Annotated in this window: 19 protein-coding genes and 2 pseudogenes; 11 read left to right on the top strand and 10 right to left on the bottom strand. The window is 60.7% G+C overall.

What is annotated here, in order from left to right:
* Window positions 1–112 precede the first annotated feature (112 nt).
* Window positions 113–988, bottom strand: a complete 876-nt coding sequence (locus LRS06_RS08225; RefSeq protein WP_257871048.1) for an EamA family transporter — start codon at window positions 986–988, stop codon at window positions 113–115.
* A gap of 103 nt (window positions 989–1,091) precedes the next feature.
* Between LRS06_RS08225 and LRS06_RS08220 the strand changes: the two genes are divergently transcribed.
* The gene (locus tag LRS06_RS08220; protein ID WP_257871047.1) at window positions 1,092–3,590 is read left to right on the top strand and encodes a bifunctional UDP-N-acetylmuramoyl-tripeptide:D-alanyl-D-alanine ligase/alanine racemase; all 2,499 of its coding nucleotides are present in this window, start codon (window positions 1,092–1,094) and stop codon (window positions 3,588–3,590) included.
* 186 nt (window positions 3,591–3,776) lie between these two features.
* Here the strand turns inward: LRS06_RS08220 and LRS06_RS08215 are convergent, their stop codons facing one another.
* Together LRS06_RS08215 and LRS06_RS08210 are read right to left on the bottom strand one after the other, a co-directional pair.
* On the bottom strand, window positions 3,777–4,676 hold the full coding sequence (locus LRS06_RS08215; protein WP_257871046.1) for a carboxypeptidase-like regulatory domain-containing protein: 900 nt from the start codon (window positions 4,674–4,676) through the stop codon (window positions 3,777–3,779).
* A 185-nt stretch (window positions 4,677–4,861) separates the two neighbouring features.
* Window positions 4,862–5,764: a carboxypeptidase-like regulatory domain-containing protein gene (locus tag LRS06_RS08210; RefSeq protein ID WP_257871045.1), complete on the bottom strand. Its 903-nt coding sequence runs from the start codon at window positions 5,762–5,764 to the stop codon at window positions 4,862–4,864.
* Between the two features lie 267 nt (window positions 5,765–6,031).
* Between LRS06_RS08210 and LRS06_RS08205 the strand changes: the two are divergent.
* Both LRS06_RS08205 and feoB read left to right on the top strand, forming a co-directional pair.
* Window positions 6,032–6,169, top strand: a pseudogene (locus LRS06_RS08205) (ferrous iron transport protein A); the annotation flags it as partial.
* A gap of 78 nt (window positions 6,170–6,247) precedes the next feature.
* Window positions 6,248–8,431, top strand: a complete 2,184-nt coding sequence (gene feoB / locus LRS06_RS08200; RefSeq protein WP_257871044.1) for a ferrous iron transport protein B — start codon at window positions 6,248–6,250, stop codon at window positions 8,429–8,431.
* A gap of 129 nt (window positions 8,432–8,560) precedes the next feature.
* Here the strand turns inward: feoB and LRS06_RS08195 are convergent, their stop codons facing one another.
* The 7 genes from LRS06_RS08195 to LRS06_RS08165 all read right to left on the bottom strand — a co-directional run bounded on the left by LRS06_RS08195 (window position 8,561) and on the right by LRS06_RS08165 (window position 15,650).
* A complete protein-coding gene (locus tag LRS06_RS08195; RefSeq protein ID WP_257871043.1) occupies window positions 8,561–9,271 on the bottom strand; it encodes an SAM-dependent methyltransferase in 711 nt (236 codons plus the stop codon).
* Between the two features lie 40 nt (window positions 9,272–9,311).
* Window positions 9,312–10,091 carry an alpha/beta fold hydrolase gene (locus LRS06_RS08190; protein ID WP_257871042.1) on the bottom strand — a complete coding sequence of 260 codons (780 nt, stop codon included), beginning with the start codon at window positions 10,089–10,091 and terminating at the stop codon, window positions 9,312–9,314.
* Window positions 10,092–10,124: 33 nt separating this feature from the next.
* Entirely contained in the window at window positions 10,125–12,086 is a 1,962-nt protein-coding gene (locus LRS06_RS08185) for an ATP-binding protein (protein ID WP_257871041.1), read from the bottom strand.
* Entirely contained in the window at window positions 12,087–12,680 is a 594-nt protein-coding gene (locus LRS06_RS08180) for a hypothetical protein (RefSeq protein WP_257871040.1), read from the bottom strand.
* A gap of 3 nt (window positions 12,681–12,683) precedes the next feature.
* Window positions 12,684–13,742 carry a selenide, water dikinase SelD gene (gene selD, locus LRS06_RS08175; RefSeq protein ID WP_257871039.1) on the bottom strand — a complete coding sequence of 353 codons (1,059 nt, stop codon included), beginning with the start codon at window positions 13,740–13,742 and terminating at the stop codon, window positions 12,684–12,686.
* 39 nt (window positions 13,743–13,781) lie between these two features.
* A complete protein-coding gene (gene mnmH / locus LRS06_RS08170) occupies window positions 13,782–14,828 on the bottom strand; it encodes a tRNA 2-selenouridine(34) synthase MnmH (protein ID WP_257871038.1) in 1,047 nt (348 codons plus the stop codon).
* Window positions 14,829–14,933: 105 nt separating this feature from the next.
* Entirely contained in the window at window positions 14,934–15,650 is a 717-nt protein-coding gene (locus LRS06_RS08165; protein WP_257871037.1) for a pyridoxine 5'-phosphate synthase, read from the bottom strand.
* Window positions 15,651–15,864: 214 nt separating this feature from the next.
* On the opposite strand from LRS06_RS08165, the gene LRS06_RS08160 reads away from it, so the two are divergent.
* The 8 genes and pseudogenes from LRS06_RS08160 (at window position 15,865) to LRS06_RS08125 (ending at window position 22,690) form a co-directional block, all read left to right on the top strand.
* Complete coding sequence (locus tag LRS06_RS08160; RefSeq protein WP_257871036.1) at window positions 15,865–16,329, top strand: GatB/YqeY domain-containing protein; 465 nt, start codon at window positions 15,865–15,867, stop codon at window positions 16,327–16,329.
* 142 nt (window positions 16,330–16,471) lie between these two features.
* Complete coding sequence (locus LRS06_RS08155) at window positions 16,472–16,993, top strand: CvpA family protein (RefSeq protein ID WP_257871035.1); 522 nt, start codon at window positions 16,472–16,474, stop codon at window positions 16,991–16,993.
* Window positions 16,994–17,103: 110 nt separating this feature from the next.
* Window positions 17,104–17,735: pseudogene (locus tag LRS06_RS25520) on the top strand (aminodeoxychorismate/anthranilate synthase component II).
* Entirely contained in the window at window positions 17,719–18,501 is a 783-nt protein-coding gene (locus LRS06_RS08145) for an alpha/beta fold hydrolase (RefSeq protein WP_257871034.1), read from the top strand. Before LRS06_RS25520 ends, LRS06_RS08145 begins: the two are co-directional and overlap by 17 nt.
* A 100-nt stretch (window positions 18,502–18,601) precedes the next feature.
* Window positions 18,602–19,279: a CBS domain-containing protein gene (locus LRS06_RS08140; protein ID WP_257871033.1), complete on the top strand. Its 678-nt coding sequence runs from the start codon at window positions 18,602–18,604 to the stop codon at window positions 19,277–19,279.
* A gap of 11 nt (window positions 19,280–19,290) precedes the next feature.
* Entirely contained in the window at window positions 19,291–20,718 is a 1,428-nt protein-coding gene (locus tag LRS06_RS08135; protein ID WP_257871032.1) for a BamA/TamA family outer membrane protein, read from the top strand.
* 26 nt (window positions 20,719–20,744) lie between these two features.
* On the top strand, window positions 20,745–21,641 hold the full coding sequence (locus LRS06_RS08130; RefSeq protein WP_257871031.1) for an NAD kinase: 897 nt from the start codon (window positions 20,745–20,747) through the stop codon (window positions 21,639–21,641).
* Window positions 21,642–21,769: 128 nt separating this feature from the next.
* Entirely contained in the window at window positions 21,770–22,690 is a 921-nt protein-coding gene (locus LRS06_RS08125; protein WP_257871030.1) for a DUF6089 family protein, read from the top strand.
* Window positions 22,691–22,716 lie beyond the last annotated feature (26 nt).

Raw genomic sequence — 22,716 nt, 5'->3', positions numbered from 1 at the left:
TCGTCGTCTGCGCCGCATACTGTTCAACAAGTAGACGCAAGTATGCGTCTCTACACAGCCGCTACATCGTTCGTGAATCGGCTATAACAACGGACAACGGTTAGCAACACAGCTAACGCCGCGGCAGGTTATAGAGCACTACCGAGGCCAGAATGACGGTGTAGGCTACGGCTTGGGTGAGGGTAGCGGCCTCGTGGAAATACAGGAAGGCCAGCACAAAGCTCACCAGCGGGTTCACATACATAAGGATGCCTACTGTGCCCGAGGGCAGCGCGCTGAGGGCGTAAAGATTGAGAAACAGCGGAATGATGGTGAAGCACACGCTCAGCACCACCGTCATGCGCAGCAGGTAAGCATCGTGCAGGCCTTGTGGGAGGCTGGCGCCCAGCAGGCCCGCCAATGGCACCAGGATAATGGCTGCCAGCACCAGCTGCAGCATCAGCAGAATCAGCTTGTCGTAGTCGCGCAGCAGGCGCTGGGAAATCAGGTAAAAGGCGTAGGTGAGGGCTACTACCACACTGAGGCCCAAGGAGCGGAAGTCGCCCATACCCAGCAGGGTGCAGCTGCCCGCGCTCAGGCTGATGGCCAGCCACTGCCCGCGGTGCAGTTGCTCGTGCAGCACCGCAAACCCCAGCAGTGCCGTGAGAATAGGGCAGATGAGGTAAGCAAACGAGCCTGCCTGCACGCTCACCTGGTTGATGGTGTAAATAAACAAGAGCCAGTTGCCCACCAGCAGCAGGCCCCCGACCACAGCCAGGGCCAGCACGCGCCGCCGCTCCGGGCGCGAAGCCTGCCGTAACTGTGCTACCAGCCCGCGCACGGCGGCCCGCCGCAAAAGCAGGTTCACAACCAGTAGCAGCCCGAGCGACACCAGCACCCGAAATAATAGAATCTGCCCGCTGGGGTAAGAAGCCAGGGCTTTCAGCGGAATCGGGAAAAAGCCCCAGATAAGAAACGCCAGCAGTGCGGCGGAATGATGACGAGACAACGGGGAAGGGGTGGGGTGGAAGCGGGAAAGAAGCCAAAGGTACCGCAACGGTTTCGATGCGCCGGTGCCGACTGTACCGCGCACCTCGTCGTACCTTTGCCGGATGCTGCTATTCTCTGATTTGCCGGCCCTGGTGGACGGCACGTTGCTTCAGGCTCCGGCCGCCCCGGCGGCTTCGGTGCAGTACCTGCTGCTCGACAGTCGGCGGGTGGGCGTGGCGGCCGGGTCGTTGTTTTTTGCTATTCGCGGGGTGCAGCACAACGGCCACCGCTACCTGCCGGAGCTCTACCAGCGTGGCGTGCGGCAGTTTGTGGTGGATAGCGCCCGGGAAATTCCCGGCGGCGTAGCCGCTTTCCCCGAGGCCGGCTTCGTGCTGGTAACCGACAGTCTGCTGGCTTTGCAGGCGGTGGCGGCCCACCACCGGGCCCAGTTCCGTCTGCCGGTGTTCGGCATCACGGGCTCCAACGGCAAAACCATTGTGAAAGAGTGGCTGGCTCAGCTGCTGAGCCCGGATGAGCTGCTGTGCAAAAGTCCGCGCTCCTACAACTCGCAGGTGGGTGTGCCCCTGAGCGTGTGGGAGCTGAACCGTACGCACACACTGGGTATTTTCGAGGCCGGTATTTCGGAGCAGGGCGAAATGGTCCGGCTGGCGGCCGTAATTCAGCCCACGCTGGGGGTATTCACCAATCTGGGCACCGCCCACGACGCCGGTTTCAGCTCGCCCGCCGAGAAAGTAGCCGAAAAGATGCAGCTGTTCCGGGAGGTGGATACGCTGTTCTACTGCCGCGACCACGCCCTGATTCACGCCGCGGCCCAGCAACAGCTTGGAGCCAGTCGCACCTTCAGCTGGAGCCGGCAGCACCCGCACGACGCCCACGTGGCCGTAACGGTGCTGGAAGCCAGCGCCGACCGCACCGTGGTGCGCGTGGCCCAGCGCCGTCCGCTGCCGCAGGAGCACACGTTCACGGTGCCTTTTGCCGACGAGCCTTCCCTCGAAAATGCCCTGCATTGCCTCACAGTGCTATTGTGGCGGCAGGTGGCGCCCGCCGAAATTCAGCGCCGCCTCGATAGGCTGCACCCGGTGGCCATGCGGCTGGAAATGAAGCAGGCCCTCAACGACTGCTACATCCTCGACGATACCTACAACAATGACCTGGCTGGCCTCAGCCTCGCCCTCGATGCGCTGGTGCGCCAGCCCCGGCGTGGTCGCCGCACGCTTATTTTGTCTGATGTGCTGGAATCCGGCCTCGCGGGGGCGGAGCTGTACGCCCGGGTAGCAGCCCAGCTGGTCACCCACGGCGTGGAGCGGCTCTTGGCCATCGGCCCCGATATCAGCGCCCACCAGAGTTTGTTTGCCGGTTTCGCTGCCGAGTTTTACGCCGACACGGAGGCTTTCCTGGCCAGCTTCCGGCCCGACGCATTCCGGCACGAAACCATTCTGGTGAAGGGCGCCCGGCGGTTTGGGTTCGAGCGGATTGTGGCCGCATTTCAGCAGAAAATCCACGGCACGGTGCTGGAGGTGAACTTGGACGCGCTGGTGCACAATCTCAACTTCTACCGCAGCCGCCTGCAGCCGGGCACCAAGCTCATGGTGATGGTGAAGGCATTTGCCTACGGCAGCGGTTCCTATGAAGTAGCCAACCTGCTGCAGTTTCACCGCGCCGATTACCTGGCCGTGGCCTACGCCGACGAAGGCGTGGAGCTGCGCCAGCAGGGCATCAGCCTGCCTTTGATGGTGATGAACCCCTCGCCCGACTCGTTGCAGAAGTTGCGCCAGTGCCACCTGGAACCCGAAATATTCTCCTTCGAAATGCTGCGGGAGTACGTGCGGGCCGCCCGGGAGCACCCGCTGCCGCCCATTCACCTCAAGCTCGACACCGGCATGCGCCGCCTGGGCTTCGCCGAAGAAGATATGGACGAGCTGTGTGCCGTGCTGCAGGCCCAGGTTGGCAATGTGCGCGTGGCCAGCCTGCTCACGCACCTAGCCGGCGCCGATGAAGCCCAGCACAACAGCTTTTCGCGCCAGCAACTGGCCGCCTTTGGCCGCATGGCCCCGCGCCTGGAGGCGGCACTGGGCTACCCGGTACTGAAGCACGCGCTCAACTCTGCCGGCATCATCCGCTTCCCCGATAGTCATTTCGACATGGTGCGGCTGGGTATTGGGCTGTATGGGGTGGAGGCTACCGGCCAGCAGCAAGATGCCCTGCACCCGGTTAGTACGCTGCGCACCACCGTGTCGCAGGTGAAAACCCTGGCCCCGGGCCAGACCGTGGGCTACGGCCGACGTGGTCAGGCTACGGAGTACGAGCGGCGCATTGCTACCCTGGCCATTGGCTACGCCGACGGCTACGACCGGCGCTTCGGCAACGGGGGAGGCGAAGTGGTTATTCGCGGACAGCGTGCGCCCATCGTGGGCAACGTGTGCATGGATATGTGCATGGCCGACGTTACGGGAATTGCGGGCGTGCAAGCCGGCGACGTAGCCGAGGTGTTCGGCCCCGGCATCACGCTTTCGGAGCTGGCCGCGCGCATCGGCACCATTCCCTACGAGTTGCTCACCAACGTCAGCGCCCGGGTAAAGCGCGTGTTTGTGGCGGAGTGAGTTTAGTGCCTCGTGCCTTGTGCTTAAGTAATGCGTCAGCAGGCAAAATATAAGAAAAGAGAAAAAGAAAGGCCCCGCAACAACCATTGCGGGGCCTTATCATACACTCTAAGCTCTAAGCTCTAAGCTCTAAGCTCTAAGCTCTAAGCTCTAAGCTCTAAGCTCTAAGCTCTAAGCTCTAAGCTCTCAGTCCTTATACATATCCACCGAGGCCTTGATCATGGCGTTGTAGCGCTGGCCGTTGTTGGCAAGGGTGATGAGCGTCCAGCCCCGGCCGATGGTGTAATTCCAGGTACGGCTTTCCTTGAACTCGAATGTGGGGCGCAGAATCTGGCCGTAGGGCGTGTAGGAGTCCATGAAGTTGGTGGTGTAGAACTTGTCGCCGCTCACAATCCACTCCATAGCTACGTAGAAGCCATCCTCGGGTGCCACGATGTTGTAAGCACCCAGGTCAATCGTAAACCACTGGCCGCCGCCGGGCGCCGACACCACCACGTTTTCCGTCAGCAGGTCGGTGTTGGGCGAGCTGTAGTTGCCATCGGCCCGGTAGATGCGCACGCGGAAAGGCTCCCGGGGGAAGCCACTTTCACTCAGGAAAAACGAGACCGAGCGAATCATGCCCAGCTTTTTGCTTTTGTCGTTCTTCACCCAGAAGGCATACTGGCTGCCGGGCATGCCCTGAATCATCCCGTCGCCGGGCGTATTGTTGCGGGCACCCATTTCCAGCTCCTTCACTTTGCTGGCCGAGATGTTGACGTTGCCCAGCAGAATGGGCAGCTTAGGAACCTCAATGATGAGCTCATCCATTTTGCTGCCTTTGCGCACCAGCAAAGCCGTGCGCTTGTAGCCCAGGGCCATAATGATGAGGGAGTCGGTGGCGTTTTTGTCCGGCATGGGCAGCTGGAAAAAGCCGTACTCGTTGGTGAGGGCGCCGGCCTGCTCTTCTTTCAGGCCAATGGAGGCAAAGGAAATGGGCTCCTTGGTTTTCTGGTCTACCACCCGGCCCGAAATGCGGTTGGCCTGCGCAAAGCTCAGGGCCGGAAGCAGAAGAAACAGTGCAAATAGAAAAAGTACGCGTTGCGGCATGGTTCAGGGTTTACTGCCCAAAAATACAATGAGTTCCTCCAACTTCTAAGCGTTGCGGACGAGTGGTGGCAATTTTGACAGGCCAGCATTGGCCGGGCAACTGGCCCAGCCGGAAAGCCAAAGCCGCCACCTTACCAGAAAAAGCTGGGAAGGCGGCGGCTTTAGCAGGTAAGCAAGCCCGGCATTTATTTGATCATGTCTACCTCCGCCTTGATCATGGCGTTGTAGTACTTGCCGTTGTTCACAAGCGTAATCAGGCTCCAGCCCTTGCCGATGCTATAGTTCCAGGTGCGGCTTTCCTTGAACTCGAACGTGGGGCGCATGATCTGGCCGTAAGGTGTGTAGTTGTCGGCAAAATTGGTGGTGTAGAACTTGTCGCCGCTCACAACCCACTCCATAGCCACGAAGAAGCCTTCCTCGGGGGCCGGTATGTTGTAGTTGATCAAATCGATGGTATACCACTGGCCGCCGCCGGGAGCCGATACCACTACGTTTTCCGTCAGCAGGTCGGTGTTGGGCGAGTTATAGTCGCCGTCGGCCTTGTATAGGCGCACGCGGAACGGCTCCCGCGGGAAGCCGTGCTCCCCAATGTAGAACGACACCGAGCGAATATTGCCCAGCTTCTTGCCTTTGTCGTTTTTCACGAAGAAAGCGTACTGGCTGCCCGGCTGCCCTTGGATCATCCCGTCGCCTGGGTCGCTGGAGCGGGAGCCGAGGCCTAGTTCTTTGACCTTGCCACCTTCAATTTTTACTTCGCCCAATTGAATCACGCGCTTTACCACCTCGATGGAGATGTCCTCCATCTTGGTGCCGCGCTTAACGGGCACCGTCTTGCGGAAGTAGCCCAGCGCAATAACCACGAGCGAGTCCGACTCGTTTTTCTCGGGCATAGCAATCTGGAAGAAGCCATACTCGTTGGTGAGTACCCCGGTCTGCTCTTCCTTCATCCCAATGGATGAAAATGGAATCGGCTCCTTGGTTTTGGAGTCCACGATGCGGCCGGTGATGCGGTTCTCTGTGCCCTGGGCCGAGGCCAGCAGGGGCAAGAACAGGAAAAAGGCTAATACGGAAAGTAGACGTTGTTGCATATGTGGTCGATTGTATGTCAAAAATACAACAAAACCCCTAAGTGTAAAGCCATTATCTATGATTGTTTATAAACAACAATTCCATTTCGGAAAAGTACCACCATAGCTTGCGTGCTCTACCGGGGAAGGAGGTAAAGATATTATCGGCTTGGCCGAAACCCAAATGGGGCGTACCTTTGTTTAAAGTAAGTCTAAATAGATAAACCGCCTGTGTCTACCCGTTCCACCCCCGCCCCGCCTACTTCCCGCAGCGTCAAAGACCTTGGCATGGGCGAAGCCGGGACGATCTGCTGCCTCAACGACCCGGAAATGGCGTTGAAGCTGCTGGAGATGGGGTGCATTCCGGGCACGCGCATTCGCCTCAACAGCCGGGCTCCGCTGGGCTGCCCCATCACCGTGATGGTGGGCGACGGCGAAGACTACACGCTGTCGTTGCGGGTAAACGAGGCGGCCACCATAATGCTGAAGGAGTAGCCATTGCGTATGGCCAGTGCAGATACGATTACCGGCCGGGCCGGAGCCGCCACTTCGGCCGCCAGGCTGGAGGCCGTGGCGGATCGGCAGCCGGGTGCCCTCACGCGCATTGCGCTGATCGGCAACCCCAACTCCGGCAAATCGTCGTTGTTCAACCAGCTGACGGGGCTAAACCAGAAGGTAGGCAACTTTCCCGGCGTGACGGTGGACCGCAAAACCGGCATAGCCCAGCTTACGCCCGGCTTGCGCGCCGAAATCATCGACCTGCCCGGCACCTATTCGCTCTATCCCAAGAGCTTGGACGAGAAGGTAATAACCGACCTGCTCTACGACAAAACCTCCCAGCAGTACCCCGACTTCGTCATCATCACGGCCGACGCCAGCAACCTGCGGCGCAACCTGCTGCTGTTCACGCAGCTGGCCGACCTGGGCCTGCCCGCCGTGCTGGCTTTGAACATGATGGACGTAGCCGAGCAGCACGGGGTAAAGATTGACATTCAGGCCCTTCAGCAGGAGCTGGGCGTGCCCGTGATACCCATGAATGCCCGCAAAGGCATTGGCATTGCGGCCCTCAAGATTGTGATGGCGCAGCAGCTAGATGCGCCCGCCGTGTGGTTCTATGAGCCCGACGAAGCCCTGTTGCCCATGATCCGGCAGATCCGCTACTACTTCAACCTGCACAACGACTACCTGGCCCTGCACTACGCGCACCAGTACCGGCAAATCAGCTTTTTGTCGGCCGATGATAAAGCGTACATCGGGGAGCTGGTGCAGCAGTACGGGTTTGAGGCCACGCCGCGGCAGGCCCAGGAAACTATCGACCGGTACGCCCGCATCAACGACATCCTGCTCGATACCGTGTCGGTGACGCGCACGGAGCGCAAGGAGCCCTACAGCAACCGCCTCGACCGGGTACTCACGCACCGGGTGTGGGGCTACCTTATTTTCTTTGGGGTGCTGTTTCTCATGTTTCAGGCCGTGTTTGCCTGGGCCAGCTACCCTATGGATCTGATTGACCGGGGCATTGCCTTCATCAACAGCCTCATTCAAACCAACTTCGACGGCCCGCTCATCAACCTGCTCACGGAGGGCGTGCTGGCCGGGCTGGGCGGGGTACTCATGTTTGTGCCCCAGATTGCCCTGCTGTTTGCCTTTATTGCCGTGCTCGAGGAAACGGGCTACATGGCCCGCGTCACGTTCATGATGGACAAGATCATGCGCAAGTTCGGGCTGAACGGCAAGAGCGTGGTGCCGCTGATTTCGGGGGTGGCCTGCGCCGTGCCGGCCATCATGAGTGCCCGCACCATCGAAAACTGGAAGGACCGAATCATCACCATCTTCGTCACGCCGCTCATGTCGTGCTCGGCGCGCATCCCCATCTACACCGTGCTGATTGGCCTGGTGGTGCCCGATGAGCCGGTGCTGGGTATCTTCAACCTGCGCGGCATTGCCTTGATGGGGCTGTACCTGCTGGGCTTCTTCGCGGCTATTTTCTCGGCACTGGCCATGAAGCTGCTGCTTAAAACCAAGGAGCGGAGCTACTTCATCATGGAGTTTCCGGTGTACCGGTGGCCGCGCTGGAAAAACGTGGGTATCACCATCGTAGAGAAAGTCAAAACCTTCATGTTTCAGGCCGGGAAGGTGATTGTGGCCATTTCGGTGATGCTGTGGGTGCTGGCTTCCTTCGGGCCGGGCCAAACCCTGGAAAAGGCCGAAGCGCAGGTGCGGCAGCAGGCCGCCGCCCAGGGCCGCCCCGCCGCCGAAACCGACATGCAGGTGGCCGCCATCCGCCTCGAAAACTCCTACGCCGGCGTGTTCGGCCGGGCGCTGGAGCCCGCCATCCGGCCCCTGGGCTTCGACTGGAAAATCGGTATTGCGCTGCTGACTTCGTTTGCGGCCCGGGAGGTCTTTGTGGGCACCATTTCCACCATCTACAGCGTGGGCCAGGACGCCGACATGCGTACTGTGCAGCAGAAGCTGGCTTTGGCCAAGGACGTAGACGGTCAGCCATTTTTCACCACGGCCCGCTCGGCTTCCCTGCTGGTATTCTACGTGTTTGCCATGCAGTGCATGAGCACCCTGGCCACCACCTACCGCGAAACTAAAGGCTGGAAATGGCCCATGCTCCAGATGGTGTACATGACCGGGCTGGCCTATTTTTCAGCCCTGCTGGTGTACCAGTTGCTGAAGTAGAGTGGGGATTGGTAGGGGCGGGGCTTGCCCCCGCCCGCACGTTTGCGCCGTCTCAACGATTCTATTCAACGACGGGCAGGGACAAGCTCCGCGCCCTACTTCTTGGCGGCCGCTGCCGCCACCTCACCATCAAATCCCCACCAGAAACACTGCCGGCTGCTTGTGCAGATCGGGCGGGCCGGCTTTTTTCCAATTGGTGACCGTATCTGTGCGGATGTACTCGTTGGGTGCGGTAAGGTTGGCGGCTACACACAGGCGGGTGCTGCCGTGGAGCAGGCTGAGCAGATCCTCCAGCAGCTGCATGTTGCGGTAGGGGGTTTCAATGAACAGCTGCGTCTGGTGCTGAGCCTGTGCCGTTTTTTCCAGCTGCTTGATGGCCGCGCCGCGCCGGCCCCGCTCAATGGGCAGGTAGCCGTGGAAAGTAAAGCTCTGTCCGTTCATGCCCGAGGCCATCAGCGCCAGTAGCAGCGACGACGGCCCCACCAGCGGCACCACCCGAATGCCCAGCTGGTGTGCGGCTTTGGCCAGCTCCGCGCCGGGGTCGGCAATGCCGGGGCAGCCCGCTTCCGAAATCACGCCCGCGTCCTGGCCGGCCAGTACCAGCTTCAGGCTCGCCTGGATCTGGCTGGGCGGGCTGTCTTTGTCGATGACGGTGATGCGCAACTCCTCAATCACCTGCTCGGGGGCCGCCTGCTTGATAAAGCGCCGGGCCGTGCGGGCATTTTCCACCAGAAAATACCGCAGCTGCGCCAGCTGGGCCGGCACCTGGGCGGGCAGTACCTGCCCCATCGTATCGTCGGCCAGGGTGGTGGGAATGAGGTAGAGCGTTCCGGCGGGCATAGGAAGTCAGCTAGGCAAGAAAAATAATAGGACTGCCGGCTTACTGCGCAGCAAAGGCCTGCACCAGGGCAAAGACCTCCTCGGGCTTTTCGGCGTGCACCCAGTGGCCGGCATCCACCACCGTTTCCACCTGCGAGTTGGGAAACAGGGCCGGAATAGCGTAGAGCTTGTCCTCGGTGGAAATGTAGTCCGACTTACCCCCGCGGATGAAAAGGGCGGGTTTCAGGAAAGGGTCGGGGTCAGTTATTTCTTCGCCGATGGCCGCCATTTGGGCGGTGAGGGCCTGTAGGTTCTGACGCCAGGCAAAGGAGTTGTCTTCGCGGCGGTAGAGGTTTTTGAGCAGAAACTGCCGCACCCCCGGCTGCGGAATGTGGAGGGCCAGGGCATCGTCGGCCTGCTGACGGCTCTGGATGGCAGACAGGTCAACGGCATTCAGGCCGGCCAGAATATCATCCTGGTGGCGCATATCGGAAAGGCGCGGGGCAATGTCCACCACAATCAGCCGGCCCAGTCGCTCGGGGTAATCCAGGGCAAAGCGCATAGCTACCTTGCCGCCCATGCTGTGGCCCATCAGAGTGGTATCGGCCGGCAGGCTTAGTTGGTCGAACAAGGCCAGCACATCCTGGCTCATGAGCGAGTAAGAGTGCTCGGGCGCGTGCGGGGAGCGGCCGTGGTTGCGCAAATCCACCACGATGACGCGAAACTGCTCGGCCCAGCGGCGGGCCAGCGTTTGCCAGTTGTCGAGGGTGCCAAACAGGCCGTGCAGAATCACCAGGGGGCGCCCGGCGCCCAGTTCGCGGTAGTGGAGGGGCAAGATCATAGTACCCGCAAAGATGCAGCCTCAGCGCCGAAGTTACGCCGCCGGCAGCCGCACCTGCACCGTAGTGCCCGTACCGGGCACGCTCACCAAGCGCAGCGTGCCCCGCAGGCGGGTGATAAATGCCCGGCACAACGCAAGGCCCAGGCCCGTGCCGGTGCGGTCGGCGGCCGGGGGCTGCGGCAGGCTCGAAGGCGTCAGAATCTGCTCTACCTGCGTGGCCGTCATGCCCGTGCCGGTGTCGTGCACCTGAAATATTACCCGGTCGGCTTCGGGCCGGGCGCTGAGCGTGACGCTTCCTCCGGCCGGGGTAAACTTCAGCGCGTTGCCCGTGAGGTTGCGTAGTATGGTGCGCAGCATGTTGCGGTCGGCATGCGTGTAAAGGTGGGCCGGCAGGGGCTCCACAGTCAGCGTGAGGTGGCGGGCGTGGGCCAGGGTGGCATAAATAGCCGCACACTCCTGCAGCAGCTCCCCAGCTTCCAACGGTTCCAGCTGGGGCTGCAACTCCCCACTCTGCATCACGGCCCAGTGCAGCAGGTTGTCCAGCAAATGATTGAGGCCGCCGGCCGACTGGCGCACCAGCGCGGGCAGGCTGCGCAGACCCTCCTGGTTGTTTTCGCGGTGATAAAACTCAATCAGCTCGGCCACTCCCGCAAAGGCCGTAACAGGGCCGCGCAGGTCGTGGGCCACGATGGTATAGAGGCGGTCTTTGGCGGCGGCCAGCCGGGCCACCTGCAGGTTGGCCTCACGTAGAGCCAGGTGGTTGCGCACCAGGGCCTGACGGCTGCGGCGCAGCTGCCAGTACAGCAGGCCCGCCCCCAGCAGCGCCAGCGTCAACACCCCCAGAAACAGTAGCAGCAGTTGGTTGCGGGTAGTTTGATGCCGGGTGTGCTGGGTTAGCTGCTGGATCTGCTGCTCGTTGTCGCGCAGGGTGTAGCGGCTTTCCCAAGCGGCCAGGGTAGTCAGCTGGCGGCGCTCATTGAGGCTGTCATTCAAATCCTGGTAAAGCATCCTCCACTGATAGGCGGTAGCGTACTGACCCTGGGCGGCGTAGATTTCAGCCAGTAAATCATAGGCGCTGAGTACCCGTTCCCGGTCGTGCCGGCTCTGAGCCAGCCGCAGGGCCCGTTGGGCTTCAGTAAGCGCCTGCCGGAGGCTGCTCTGCTGAAAGTGCAGGCTGGAAAGTTCCAACAACCCCGCCGCCTCGTGGCCAGGGCGCTGATATTGGTGCGCCAACGCAATGGAAGCCGACAACTCCTGCAACGCCGTGCCAGGCTGCTGCTGCTCCACGGCCAGCAGCCCCAGGTTCAGGTGGTACTTGATGGCGGGTTCCATATCGTGCAGCGGTTTGGCCAGCTGCACGGCTTGCTCTCCCAACTGCCGGGCGCGGTCGGGCTGGTGGGTTTCAAATAGCAGGTCGCTGGAATTACTGAGCACTTGCACCCTGGTTCTGGGCTGCACGCCGGGCTCAGGCAGCAGCTGCAGGGCCCGCCGAAAGTTGCGCCACGCACTTATCGTGTCGTTGCGGTAGTAGTGCAGGGCGCCCAGGTGGCTGTAGGTGGAGGCTATGCCATCGGGGTTTTTGGCTTCGCGCGCCAGGTAGAGGGCCTGGTCGTACAGCTGACGGGCGGTAAGGTAATCGGCCACCGCCACGTAGCAGCGCCCCAGCCGGTTCAGTGCCCGCACCTCAGCGGCAGGCTGCGCCAGCTGCCGGGCCAGCCGCAGACCCCGCTGCCCGTAGTGAATAGCCCGGTTGATATCATACGGCTCCCAAGCTGCGCACAGGGAGTCCAGCACCTGCAGCCGGCTGCTGGGGGTGAGAGGCCGGAGCAGCCGGGCTTCCAGCCGCGCCGCTTCCGTAGGCTGCGCGTAGCCCGCATTGGCTTGCAGCACGAAGAAAGCCAGCACCCAGCCGACATTCCGCAGAAGTGAAACCGGCCGCCGCGAATATCCAGAAGCTGAGAAAAGCACGATAAAGGCCGAAAAAGAGAAAATCAACTATAGTATACACCACCAGCGGCGAATTTCCTGCAAGTGGGTGTTGCGTAGGAACTCGGCTACGGGTGTCAGGTTGGTGAGCAGGGAAGTAAGCGTGAGGGTAGTTCCGTGGCGCAGGTGCAGCCGCAGGAAACTGTACTGGCTCCAGAAAAAGCGCCGGGAGCGGCAGCGCACCCACTCCACACGCACTATATCCTGGCGGCTAAAGGGCACCAACTGGTCATTTTCGTATATCTCCAGCAGGTTTTTCTTGGGCTCGAAGCGGAGAGTAGTAGCTTGGTTGTGCAGGTAGTACTGTACGTGTAGTACTAGGGCCGGCCCCGAAAACGCCAATATTAGGGCGGTCAGCGCCCCCGTCAGCAGCCATTCGTAAGCTGAAAGCGGGGCCGCCAGCCCGGCCGACCAAAGCAGGGGCAACCCTACGGCCAGGGTGAGCAAAGGCCAGAACAGCAGCTGTACCTGCCGGGCCCCCGACACGCGGTACACCGGCTGGCGGCGGCTGAAGAGGCCCGTCACGAAGCGCACAGCCAGCAGGGCGCCCACCAGCAACGCCCCTAGTTCCAGCAGTTGCCGCAGCAAGGGAAACAGCTTCATGCGCTAGCGCACCAGAATCCACGGCTCCCCGGGCTGGTGTGCCCGTAGCCTTCCGAAGCTTTCCAGCGTTAGCCCGTACTGCGCAAACACGGCCTGCACGGCTTCGCGGCCGGCTGGTTCCACGCACACCAGCAGGCCACCGGACGTCTGCGGGTCGCAGAGCCAGTGGCGCTGCTCATCCGTCAACTCCCCGATTTTGTGGCCGTAGGAGTCCCAGTTACGCACGGTGCCACCCGGAATGGCTTGCTGCTGCCGGTACACTTCCGCTTCGGGCAGGAGCGGCACTTTGCTGAAGTCAACTTCGGCGGTGAGGTGGCTGCCCTCGCACACTTCCGACAAGTGCCCCAGCAGCCCAAAGCCGGTTACGTCCGTCATGGCGCGCACGGCGGGCAGCGGGCCCAGGTCGGTGCCAATCTTGTTGAGGTGCATCATACTGCGCGGGGCAATCTGCTCGTGCTCGGGCTGGAGCAGGCCGCGCTTCTGCGCCGTGGTGAGCATGCCCACGCCCAGCGGCTTGGTGAGGTATAGCTCGCAGCCGGCCGTGGCCGTGTCGTTGCGCTTGAGGTTACTGATGTCGAGCAACCCTGTCACGGCCAGCCCGAAAATCGGCTCGGGTGAGTCGATGCTGTGGCCGCCGGCCAGCGGGATACCGGCCTCGGCGCAGATGCTGCGGCTGCCTTCAATGACGCGGCGGGCCACCTCGGGCGCCAGCTTATCAATAGGCCAGCCCAGCACGGCAATAGCCAGCACGGGCCGTCCGCCCATGGCATACACGTCGGAAATGGCGTTGGCCGAGGCAATGCGGCCGAAATCATACGCATCATCCACGATAGGCATGAAGAAGTCGGTAGTGGAAATCAGCGCCTGCCCTCCGCCGATATCGTACACGGCGGCATCGTCGCGGGAGCTGTTGCCTACCAGCAGCTTATCGTCGTGGGGCTGCGGGATGCTGGTATGCAGAATCTGGTCGAGGACCTTGGGCGCGATTTTACAGCCGCAGCCCGCGCCGTGGCTGTACTGGGTGAGGCGGACGGTTTCGGCGGTGGTTTCGGGAGAGTTCATAAGCAGAAAGCAACAGAAGGGTGGTAGAGAAGCCGGCCTTTAGCGGGCCTGGGCTGCGGGCTGCGGAGCCGGGAAGTTGGCTTGTACGGCCCTGAATACCAGCTCCGCATTCTCGGACGGGTCGCAGGTGGTGGAGGGCACACGCAGGAAGGTGCGTCCGCCCAGGCTGTGGGTGTAGGTTTTGTCGTAGTAGTCGAGCACGAGGCTGACCATCTTTTCCATGTCGTCTTCGGCAATGGCCGCCAGGGCTTCTTTGGTGGCCAGCCCGCCCAGCCGCTTGCGGATGCGTAGGATAGAAGAGGCCAAGGCGCCGGCATCCTGGCGGCCGTATTCCCCGGCCAGCTTGCGCACGCGCACTTCCCGCGGGATTTCGAGCAGCACCAGCGGAGCCTGCTGCATCTGCGCAAACAATTGGGTGGGCAAATGCACGCTGCCAATGGTGCGGCTTTCATCCTCCACCCACACGGGCGCGTCGTCCGGCAGCTGAGCCAGCTGCCAGGCCAGATCATTCTCAAACTGCTCCTGCGTAGGCTGGGCGGGCTGCCCGATGGAGCCAAACGCCGAGCCTTTGTGACTGGCCAGTCCTTCCAGATCCAGGACCGGCTGCTGTAACTGGGTTAGTGCGTGCAGTACGTCGGTTTTGCCGGAGCCCGTGAGGCCGCCCAACACTAGCAGCTGGCGCGGGCGCTCAAACTCCGCCAGCGCGAAGTGGCGGTAGTCTTTGTAGCCTTTGTCGAGCAGCTGCACCTGCAGACCGCCCAGTTCCAGCAGCCACTGCACCGCCCCGCTGCGCATACCCCCGCGCCAGCAGTGCAGGCGCACCTGCTTGCCGGGAGCCAGCTTGTGGGCCTGCTGCACCATGCGGCTCATCTTGGGCCCAAACATATCCAGGCCCAGCAGCACGGCCCGGTCTTGGCTGATTTGCTTGTAAGTAGTGCCGATGCGGGCGCGCTCCTCATCCGAAAACAGCGGAAAGCTCACCGCGCCCGGAATGTGCCCCTGGGCGTACTCCTGCGGCGCCCGCACGTCCAGAATAGGTGCATCGGCCGGGCCCTGCAGAAAATCTTTGATGGACAGACGAGGCATGTTTTTCAATTAGTAATTGAGAATTAATAATTAGTAATGCAAGGGGCTGCACACTTGGGCATTGCCCCGGTTACTCCCTGATTCTTCATTACTAATTGTTAATTACTAACTCTTCAACTGGCGGCGGTAGAGCTGGATGGTGTTTTCGAGGCCCAGGTACAGCGCGTCGCACACCAGGGCGTGGCCAATGCTGACCTCGGCCAGGCCGGGCAGCTGCTGGTGCAGGAAGGCAAGGTTGTCGAGGTCGAGGTCGTGGCCGGCATTCACGCCCAGGCCCAGCTCGTGGGCCAGTGCCGCGGCAGCGCGGTAGGGAGCTACGGCGGCTTCGCGGTTGGCGGCGTAGCCGCTGGCGTAGGCTTCGGTGTACAGCTCAATACGGTCGGTGCCAGTGCCCAGGGCAGCTTTTACCATGGCCAGGTCGGGGTCGAGGAAAATACTCACGCGGCAGCCCAGGCTTTTCAGCTCCTGCACCACCCCCAGCAGATACACTTGGTGCGTGATGGTGTCCCAGCCGGCGTTGGAGGTAATGGCGTCGGGGGCATCGGGCACCAGCGTCACCTGTTCGGGGCGCACTTCGCGCACGAGGTTCAGGAAGTTGGGTGTGGGGTTGCCCTCGATGTTGAACTCGGTGGTGACAATGGCCTTCAGGTCGCGCACGTCCTGGTAGCGGATGTGGCGCTCATCGGGGCGGGGGTGCACCGTAATGCCCTGGGCGCCGAACCGCTCACAGTCGCGGGCAGTTTGCAGCAGGTCGGGGCGGTTATGGCCGCGGGCATTCCGCAGCGTGGCTATTTTATTTATGTTTACGCTAAGCTTGGTCATATCCAAAAGGCAAGAAAGGCGGCTACGTGGTCAAAGATACGTGCCTCCGGGGAGCGGGGGTATTTCCGGCTTATTTGTTCCGGCTGCTTCGTGGCTGGTGAGGGCAAAGTCGCGCCGGAGCCCGGACCGTAGAACCGGCGTGGGCTCCGGCGCGACTTTGCCACCCGAATGCGGAATAACCCGTAATCTTGTATTTCCTTCTACTTTCTATTCCATGGCCCTGAAAGAAACCATCGACGCCGATATCAAGCAGGCTATGCTGGCCAAAGACAAAGTTCGTCTGACCACCCTGCGCAGCATCAAGTCCCAGATTCTACTGGCGGAAACGGCCGAAGGCCAGCACGGCGCCTCCCTCTCGCCCGATGCCGAAATCAAGCTGCTCACCAAGCAGGCCAAGCAGCGCCGCGAAGCCGCCGATACCTACAACAAGCAGTTCCGCTCCGATCTGGAGGAAATTGAGCTGGCCGAGCTGGCTATCATCGAAGAGTACCTGCCCCAGCAGCTGTCAGAAGCTGATCTGGTGGAGAAGCTGGTGGCCATCATCCAGCGCGTAGGCGCCACCGGCCCCTCCGACCTGGGCAAGGTGATGGGCGTAGCCGCCCGCGAGCTGTCCGGCCAGGCCGATGGCCGCATTATTTCGCAGGTAGTCAACAACCTGCTCAACAACACGAATCTATAATGTGCTAATGTGGGGAATGTACTGCGCTTCGCTCATGTGCTACTGGCAGTTCCACTGCCGGCAGTTGGCGTGTGAGAGAAGCGCAGCACATTCCCCACATTAGCACATTCTTCATATCAGCACCTTCCCCCACATTACCAACGTGTCCGCCCTCGATATCCTGCTGCTGATTCCGCTGGGCGTGGGAGCCGTGAAAGGCTTCCGGCGCGGGCTGGTGCTGGAAGTGGCCTCGCTGCTGGCATTTGTGCTGGGGGCCGTGGGCGGGCTACTGCTGCTGCAGGATGCTATTCCGCTGGTGAGGCACTATGTGGGGGAAGCCTTTGGAATGCTGCCGCTAGTGACGTTTCTGCTGGTTTTCGCGCTCATTCTCTGGGGGGTGCACCTGCTGGGTTCATTCGTGAAGACGGCCGTACACCTGACGCCTCTCGGCGTGCTCGACAACGTGCTGGGCGGGGCGGCCGGGGTGCTGAAATGGGTGCTGGGCCTGAGCTTGCTGCTGCACGGCGTGGGCCTCACGGGGCTGACGCTGCTCTCCCCGCAGCTCGTGGCCGACTCGGAAGTGCTGCCGCTGGTGCGCGAGGCTACCCCGCTGGCCCTGCAGGTAGTAGGCCTAGTACTGCCCTTCGCCACCGACCTGCTCGATAAGCTGCGCGGCGTGTTTTAAAGGGGTTTCGGGTTGAATAGCTGAGGGGTTGAGTTGTTAAATGGCTGCCTTGTAGTTTTTAACTCAGCCATTCAACCCGAAACCTATGCAGCCATTAAGCCACAGAAGACATGCGCTTATTACTGCTCGATAACTTCGACTCCTTCACCTTCAACCTGCTGGACTATCTGCGCCAGCTCGGGGCCGAGGTGCAGGTGGCGCGCAACGATGTGGCGCTGGACGTACTGCGGCAAGCATCTTTTGACGGTATCATGTTGTCGCCGGGGCCGGGGGCGCCAGCCGCCGCCGGTACCATGCCCGAGGTCATCCGGCAGTATCATCAGCAACTGCCCATGCTAGGCGTGTGCCTGGGCCACCAAGCACTGGGCGAGTTTTTCGGGGGCAAGTAGGGCGGGCGGCCCGGCCCATGCACGGCAAAGTGGCGGATATTATACTGACGGACACGCCGGACCCGTTATGGACCGGGCTGCCGCCCCGGTTTGCCGTCACCCGCTACCACTCGTTGGTTTTGCAGGAGTTACCCGAAATTCTGATTCCTCTGGCGTACTCCGCCGATGCCTCAGAAGAGCTGATGGCTTTCCGGCACCGCACGCTGCCGCTCTACGGGGTACAGTTTCACCCCGAGGCGCTGCTGACGGCCCACGGCCTGGCCCTGCTGGGCAATTGGGTCAAGTATTGTATCATTGCAAAGGAGCGGCCCCGCCCCGGCTCCAGCTTTTCCGCCCATGGAATTACAGATTAAGGAACATAACGGCTATCAGTATATCGATGAAGGCAACGGCGAGGTGCTGCTGCTGCTGCATGGGCTATTCGGGGCCCTCAGCAACTGGCAGGACGTGGTAGCCACCTTCCGCGAGCAGTACCGCGTGGTGATTCCGCTGTTGCCCATCTACGAAATGCCCCTGCTCAGTGCCGACGTGCCCGGGCTCGTGAAGTTTGTGGAGCGATTTGTAGCCGCCGTAGCCGTGCCCGGTCCCTACACGCTGCTTGGCAACTCCCTAGGCGGCCACATTGCGCTGGTATACACGCTGCGCAACCCCAGGCAGGTAAGCCGGCTGGTGCTCACCGGCAGCAGCGGCCTCTTCGAAGACTCCATGGGCGGCTCTTTCCCCAAGCGCGGCAACTACGACTTCGTGCAGGAGCGCGTGGCCTATACCTTCTACGACCCGGCCGTGGCTACCAAGGAGCTGGTGGATGAAGTGTTCAGCATCACCAATTCCAACGCCAAGTGCCTACGCATTATCAACATTGCGCGCTCGGCCCAGCGCCACAACATGGGCAAGGACCTGAGCAAGATAAAGGTACCCACGCTGCTGATCTGGGGGCTGAATGACACCATCACGCCGCCGCCGGTGGCGCACGAGTTCAACCGTCTGCTGCCCAAATCGGAACTGCACTTTCTCGACCACTGCGGCCACGCGCCCATGATGGAGCGGCCCGCTGCCTTCAACGCCCGACTGCGGCAATTTCTGCAGCGCACGGCCACGCAGCCGGTATCGGCGACCTGAGCGGGTTACTTTCTGCCTGCTTCGCGAACAAAGAAACGGGCGTAGCGTTTGTGTCTCGACTGCCGGGCCATTAACTTCCGCTTCTCAGTACCTAATGCCGATGTCGACGATGATAGCCGCAGACATGATTAATCAGATGATTCCGCCGCTCAAGGTGTCGGACTCGGCCAGCAAAGCAGCCAAGTGGCTGGAGGAATTCCACGTAGATCAACTGCCCGTGCTGGAAAACCGCCAGTACCGCGGCCTCATTACGGAAGCCGACGTGCTGGACATGGACCAGGCCGACCGGCTGCTGTCGTCCATCGACTTCGGCTTTGCCGATGTACACGTGCAGCGCGACCAGCATTTTTACAGCATCATCGAGCAGGCCGTGCAAAACAAAGTGCAGTTGGTACCGGTGCTCGATGATCAGCATGAGTACCTGGGCGTAGTAACGGTGGGCGACACGCTGGCAGCGTTTGGGCAGATGCCTATTGCTCTGGGCCAGGGTGGCATTCTGGTGCTGTCGATGGATGAGCGGGACTATTCCCTTTCGCAGATCAGCCGCTACGTGGAGGAAAACAACGCCAAAATCCTCAGTGCCCACGTAGCGCAGGACGATGCCAACGCCTTCAAAATCCGCCTCACGCTGAAAGTAAATACGCCCAGCCTGACGCGCATTGCCGCCACGCTGGAGCGGTTTGGCTACCTTATCACTGCTCAGTTCAGTGGAGCCGGCGAGCTGGGTGAAAACGAGCAGGAGCGCTATGATGCCCTGCTGAAGTACCTGAGTCTGTAAGCGCGGCGCTGGTGATAGGAAGTATTCTGGCGGCTGGCCTGCTGGCTGCCGCCGGCCCGCGTACCCTCCCCGATACTGCACGGGCCACGCCCCCCGATAGTGTGATGCGGGCACAGTGCCCGGGCTATACCCGCCTGCGGGTGGCCTCCATTGTATTTGCGGGCAATGCCATTACCAAAGACCGGATTCTGCGCGCCGAGCTGGATTTCCGCGAAGGCGACACGCTGACCATTGAAAACCTGGCTAGGCGCCTCGAAGCCAACCGGCGCCGCCTCTTCAACCTCCAGCTTTTTCATACGGTAGGCGTGCAGACGGTTTGCCGCGACGGCGCCCTGACGGTGCTGTTTGGGGTGCAGGAACGCTGGTATACCTTTCCCGTACCCATCTTTTCCCTGGCCGACCGCAACATCCGCTCCTGGCTTGACCGCAACGACCGGTGGCGTCGCGTAGACTACGGTGTGCACCTCGTGCGCTACAACTTCCGGGGGCGCAACGAGCTGTTGCGCGGCAACCTGCAGCTGGGCTTCAATCAGAAATACGAGGTCTTCTTTGAAAACCCCGGCGCCCGCTACCGACCAGGACTAGCGCTGGGCGCCTCCCTCACCCGCAGCCGTGCCCTCGACTACCAGACCCGCAACGACCGGCTGCTGACGTACCGCGCAGCCGCAGGGTTTGCCATTCGCCGCGAGTACGTAACGGCGGGCCTGCGCTGGCGCAACACTGTGCAGCGGCGCACGGCCCTGGACCTGGCCGCCTACCGTGAGTGGATAGCCGACTCCGTGCGCCTTGGCAACCCCGACTTCTTCCGGCAGGGCACCACCCGCCATTATCTGGACCTGCGCCTTACGCGCACCTTCAACCAGCGCAACACGTTTGCTTACCCACTTACCGGGCGCTACCTGCAGCTGGCCGTGGCGCAGCGGGTGTATGTGAACTCCAACAGCCCGGCCTTCACCACGCTCTTTGTGCAGGCGGCCCGGTATTGGACCCTGCCGCGCAAGCTGTATTATAGTCTTGGATTAACCACTCAGGCCCGCCTTGCTGGCAAAGCCCTGCCCTACGCCGATACCCGCGCCCTGGGCTACACCACGCTGGTTCGGGGCTATGACCGGTACGTAATCGACGGAAATCATTACGCGGTAGTGCAGCAGGGGCTGTCTTATCCGCTGCTGGCTACGCGCCGGGTAGAAGTGGGCGTTACCGATAACCCAAAGTTCAGCTCGCTGCCGCTGGCCATATATTTAAATACCTTTGTCGATGCCGGCTACGTGGCCGCCCGCCAAGTACCGGCTGATAACCGATTTCCTAATCATCTGCTGGCCTCCGCCGGCCTTGGAGTACATTTGGTCACATACTACGACCGGGTTCTGACGCTAGAGTATACCCGTACGGTTACGGGCGGCGCGGGCTTCTACGTGCGTACCGAGTTTCCCATCTGAGTTGGTTGTGATATTACCATTCTGTTATGAAAATAGCCATTCTCGGTAAGCCTTTCGACGAAAATGTAGCGCCCGCCATTCAGGGACTGTTCGATGATCTGCTGGCGCGGGGGGCGGAGCTGTTTGTGGTAGAATCGTTCTGGGTGTATCTGCAGACGCATTTGAACGTGCCGGCAAACATCCGCACATTCCGGCGCGGCGACTCGCTGCGGGGCATGCAGTTCGTGCTCAGCATCGGCGGCGACGGCACACTGCTGGATACCGTTACCTACGTAGGTAGCCTGCAGATTCCGATTCTGGGCATTCATACCGGCCGGCTAGGGTTTCTGGCCACCGTCACCCCCGACCGGATTCCGCAGGCCATTGACGCCCTGTTCAAAGGTCATTTCGTGCTGGACGAGCGCAGCCTAATTCGCGTCGATACAGATCCGGATGTGTTTGGCGATATTACGTTCGGCCTCAATGAGTTTTCCATTCTGAAGCGGGATACGTCGTCCATGATTGTGGTTCACACCTACATTGATGGCGAATATTTAAACTCTTACTGGGCCGATGGGTTGATTGTGTCTACGCCCACGGGCTCTACGGGGTATTCATTGAGTTGTGGGGGCCCGGTAATGCTGCCGCAAACCAACAATTTCATCATTTCCCCGGTGTGCCCGCACAACCTAAACGTACGTCCGCTCGTTGTATCCGACCGAAGCGTGATATCATTTGAAATTGAAGGAAGAAGCAACAACTTCCTGCTTTCCCTGGATTCCCGCTCCGTCACGGTCGATTCCACTATCCAGATAGCGGTTCGACGTGAAAATTTCACGGCTCGTTTAGTTCGTCTAAACCATGTGAATTTCCTTAGTACGTTGCGCAGCAAGCTCAATTGGGGCCTGGACCGACGCAACCCCGAGGGAATTTTATTAGGGTAAAACCAGGCTTTTTCGGGAACTTGTTTTTATAATTGCCTGCAAACCGTACTTTTGTAACCAAGTGTAGCCGCGCCCATACGGGTCAAGGCCTCTTTCAGAACCTCGATATTTCCTAACTTCGCCCGATTATGAAGAAACTTTTTCCCCTCACCCTGGCACTTGTACTAGCCTTGGCGCTGGTTGCCACCGAGGCGAGTGCGCAGCGTTTCACGAAACGGAAGATGTACAACTCGGTAGGTGTATCGCTCAACGCCATGAACTACTTTGGCGACGTTGTGCCAAAAACGAACATTGCTAGTCTGCGGCTGGGTGCTACCCGCCCGAACATTGGCTTTACGTTCACCCGCCGCTTTGCTCCCCGTCTTTCCGGTCGTGCTTCTCTTTCCTATGGCCGTGTTACTGGTGACGATGCCAAAGCAGCCGACGATAAAGACAGCCAAGCCAAGTTCCGTTACACCCGGAACATGAACTTCCGCAACGATATTTTCGAATTTGCGGCAGTGGGTGTTTTCGACTTGTTGGAAAACCGCAATAACTACATTCGCCGTCCCGACTTCGTGCCGTACGTTTTTGCCGGTGTAGCGGTGTTCCGTCACAATCCTAAGGGTTTGGTGGGCGACAACACGCTTGGCCTGACTAAGGGTGACTACGTTGCGCTGCAGCCTCTACACACTGAGGGACAGGGAAGTGCTGGCTACGAATCACCGTACAAGCGTACCTCTATTTCCATTCCCTTCGGTGGTGGTATCCGCTATAAGCTGGACCGCCACTTCGATCTAGGCTTCGAAATCGGCTGGCGCAAGACCTTTACTGACTACATTGATGATGTAGGCGGTAACTATGTGCGCAGCAAAGACGACCTGACCAGTGCTGGTGGCAAGTACTTTGGCTACGAAATCACGCGCGAAGGAGTGCCTGGCACCTTCACAGAAGCCAACCAGATGGACGAAATTCGGGGTAATGACAATGAAAAGGACTGGTACATCGTTACGGGTTTGACGTTGAACTACATTCTTTCGCCCCGCGTAAAGAGCCCCAAATTCCGATAGCCAACACCTGGCTGTCATATTTCACC

This window comes from Hymenobacter sp. J193, assembly GCF_024700075.1.
GTDB lineage: Bacteria > Bacteroidota > Bacteroidia > Cytophagales > Hymenobacteraceae > Hymenobacter.
This window is presented reverse-complemented; position numbering and strand designations above follow the sequence as displayed.